Source organism: Hymenobacter sp. AT01-02 (genome assembly GCF_000961955.2).
In the GTDB taxonomy this organism is placed as follows: Bacteria; Bacteroidota; Bacteroidia; order Cytophagales; family Hymenobacteraceae; genus Hymenobacter; species Hymenobacter mucosus.
Genome location: NZ_JZIR02000157.1, coordinates 1 through 2,478, shown reverse-complemented (window position 1 = coordinate 2,478; position 2,478 = coordinate 1). Strand labels below are relative to the sequence as shown.

Genomic DNA, 2,478 nt, shown 5'->3' with positions numbered 1-2,478 from the left:
AGCCGCAGCGGCGAAAATGGGTTCATGGGTCACACCAGGATCGGCCGCTTGAAACTGGGTCGTGCTCACGATGCCCCCGTGTAGGTAAACAAGCAACGGGGTGGGCCGAGTGGGGTCATAGGTAGGGGGCACGTACACTAGGTAAGGCACTTGCACGGTATCTACCGGAGCATAGTACAGCGCAAAGCCAGGGCGGGCAGCAACGTAGAAACTGTGGGTAGTTGGAGTAGGGAGGGCATTCTCCAAAGTAGTACGCTGCCACTCGCTCGCTGCTCGGTAGGCTTCGGCGGCGCGGTTGGCTGCAGCCTGCCGCAAGCGGGCTAGGAACTGCGGCCACTCAGGAAAGTCATGTAAGCTGCGCAAGCTGGGGTCCTGGGCCATCTGGTCCACGTCCTGGGCGCTTACGGGCACATTGGTTGGCGCGTGAGCTGGAATAGCCAGCGCAAAGCTTGGTGCTGCCCTCCGGCGCACTGGGCGGCTGCACTTGCACCAGTATAAAGGTCGAAGGGGCCTACCTGGGTGCTATCAGTGAAGGCCCGCGCAAAGGTAGTTGTGGCCTCACAATAGTGTTGTTGCCGAAGGTGGCCCGCGGCAGTTTCTAATAGTTGCGGATAGGTCTGGGCCTGAACTAGTCGGCCGGTCGTCAGCAACAGGAACGCCAGTGAGACAGCAAGTGATTTAAAACAGCTCATAGAAACAAGAAATAAGTGACTAGCAGTACTATCTGAATAGGTTAGCAGGTGCGCATCGAACATACATTAACTGTACACCGCCAAAGCAATTGACAAGTGCAAGTATACACAAGGTACTTTGTTTTACAAGGTACTATACCATAACTAATCTTATGCCATAGCTAGTCTTTGCTCACTTGTAGGTAGCCGTTGGGAAGTTTACCGGTTAGCGTAGCTGTACTCGAGGCATATAGGTTCCCCCTTCCAAATAGAGTACCTGTCTCACTTCTTTGCTTTACCTAGCCTAGCAGGTCCTGTTTCCTCTTTGGGGCACCTAAGAGGGCCTTGAGTGCGAGCAAAGGCTAACCGTTGCTCCAATCGAGGGGCACAATGACTTTGCAGGTGGGACTGGCGGCCTACACCGCCTCGTAACAGTAGTAATTAGCTGCGCAAGCTGCTCCACATTTCATGCTACCCTCGGGCAAAAGCATACTGCCTGGAATCCTAGTGCTACCTTCACTCATGCCTGCGTTACCCCGCTGGCTTTCGGCCCGCTTATGGTACCAAAGGTGTGCTCGTACCATAGCGCGCTTGTTCCTACTCACTTCTTACCACTTAAGGAATTGGCAGTTAGGCAAGTAATGTCATCGAGTTCCCCCTTAGAAGGGCTTACTTTAGCTTTACTGGCTGAATACCGGCGTGCGTAGGCTTCACTGGCTTAATGCTACCATCAGCGTTGAATTCCAGCTTATCAATACACACCTCGCGGTGAAAGCCGGCATCACCGCCCATTTCAATGCCTTTAGGATAAGTGAAGCGGTGGTAGACCAAGTACCACTCATCGCGGCCCGGAAGCTGAATAACTGAGTTGTGGCCGGTACCGTAGATGCCAGCTGCCGGGTCTTTGCTGATAACTAGATTGTTGGCCGGCACCGTAATCTTGCCCAGCGGCGAATCGGAGGTGCCATAGCGCACCTGATAGTTGGGGCTGCGCGTATCGTCCTCGCTCCACAGAAAGTAGTACGTGCCGTTGCGGTATAGCGCGTAAGCCCCCTCCCGAAAGGTAGCGTCGGGCGTCAGTACGTGGGTAGTGCCAGGCTTTAGGCTGACCAAATCGTCATTGAGCTCAGCTCCGGCCATGTAGCCATTGCCCCAGTACAAGTAAAGCTTGCCGGTTTTGGGGTCTTGAAAGGCGGCCGGATCAATCTGCTGCCCACCTTTTACGCCTTCGGGCAGCTGGTCGAGTAGGGGCTTACCGGTATCTTTGAACGGACCAGTAGGACTGTCGGCCAGGGCCACGCCAATCTTGGCGCCCGCGCAGAAGTAGTAGGCGTACTGGTAGCCGGTGGGCGTTTTGCGCTCTATGATGGTAGGAGCCCAAGCGTTTTTCTTGGACCAGCTCACGTCTTTGGGCAAGTCCAGAATCACGCCCTCGTCCTTCCAGTTTACCAAATCCGATGACGAAAAGGCTTTGAAGTATGTGCCCGACCAGCCCGTAAATCCGTCGCTGGTAGGATAGAGATAAAACTTGCCGGTATTTTGGGAATACAAAATGTCGGGGTCGGCGTAATAGCCGCCCAGCACGGGGTTACGAGTTTCGGTTACACGCACCTGGTATGCGCGCTTAGCCGCGCCTTTGCCAACTGTATACGTCACGGGGCCCTTGCTGAAGTTCTGCGGACCCCTAGGCGTTACGGGCAAGGCAGGGGTGCTGAGTTGCAAATCGAAGGCTTGCAGGCTGGTGCCGGGCGCTACAACGAAGTTTACCTTGCCGGCGGCGCTATCCACTACGGTATTGTTCTTCCGA

3 protein-coding genes are annotated in these 2,478 nt (G+C 55.0%); all 3 read right to left on the bottom strand.

What is annotated here, in order from left to right; genetic code table 11:
* On the bottom strand, positions 1-411 hold a 411-nt coding region (locus tag VI25_RS21680; protein WP_152981763.1), incomplete at its 3' end, for a hypothetical protein.
* The gene (locus VI25_RS21675) at positions 402-692 is read right to left on the bottom strand and encodes a hypothetical protein (protein WP_055562879.1); all 291 of its coding nucleotides are present in this window, start codon (positions 690-692) and stop codon (positions 402-404) included. The genes VI25_RS21675 and VI25_RS21680, both read right to left, overlap by 10 nt.
* Before the next feature lie 648 nt (positions 693-1,340).
* On the bottom strand, positions 1,341-2,478 hold a 1,138-nt coding region (locus VI25_RS21670), incomplete at its 5' end, for a family 43 glycosylhydrolase (protein WP_152981762.1).

Excerpts from the sequence above, each read along its gene's own strand:
- VI25_RS21675 (WP_055562879.1), bottom strand. The coding sequence starts at position 692 with ATGAGCTGTTTTAAATCACTTGCTGTCTCACTGGCGTTCCTGTTGCTG.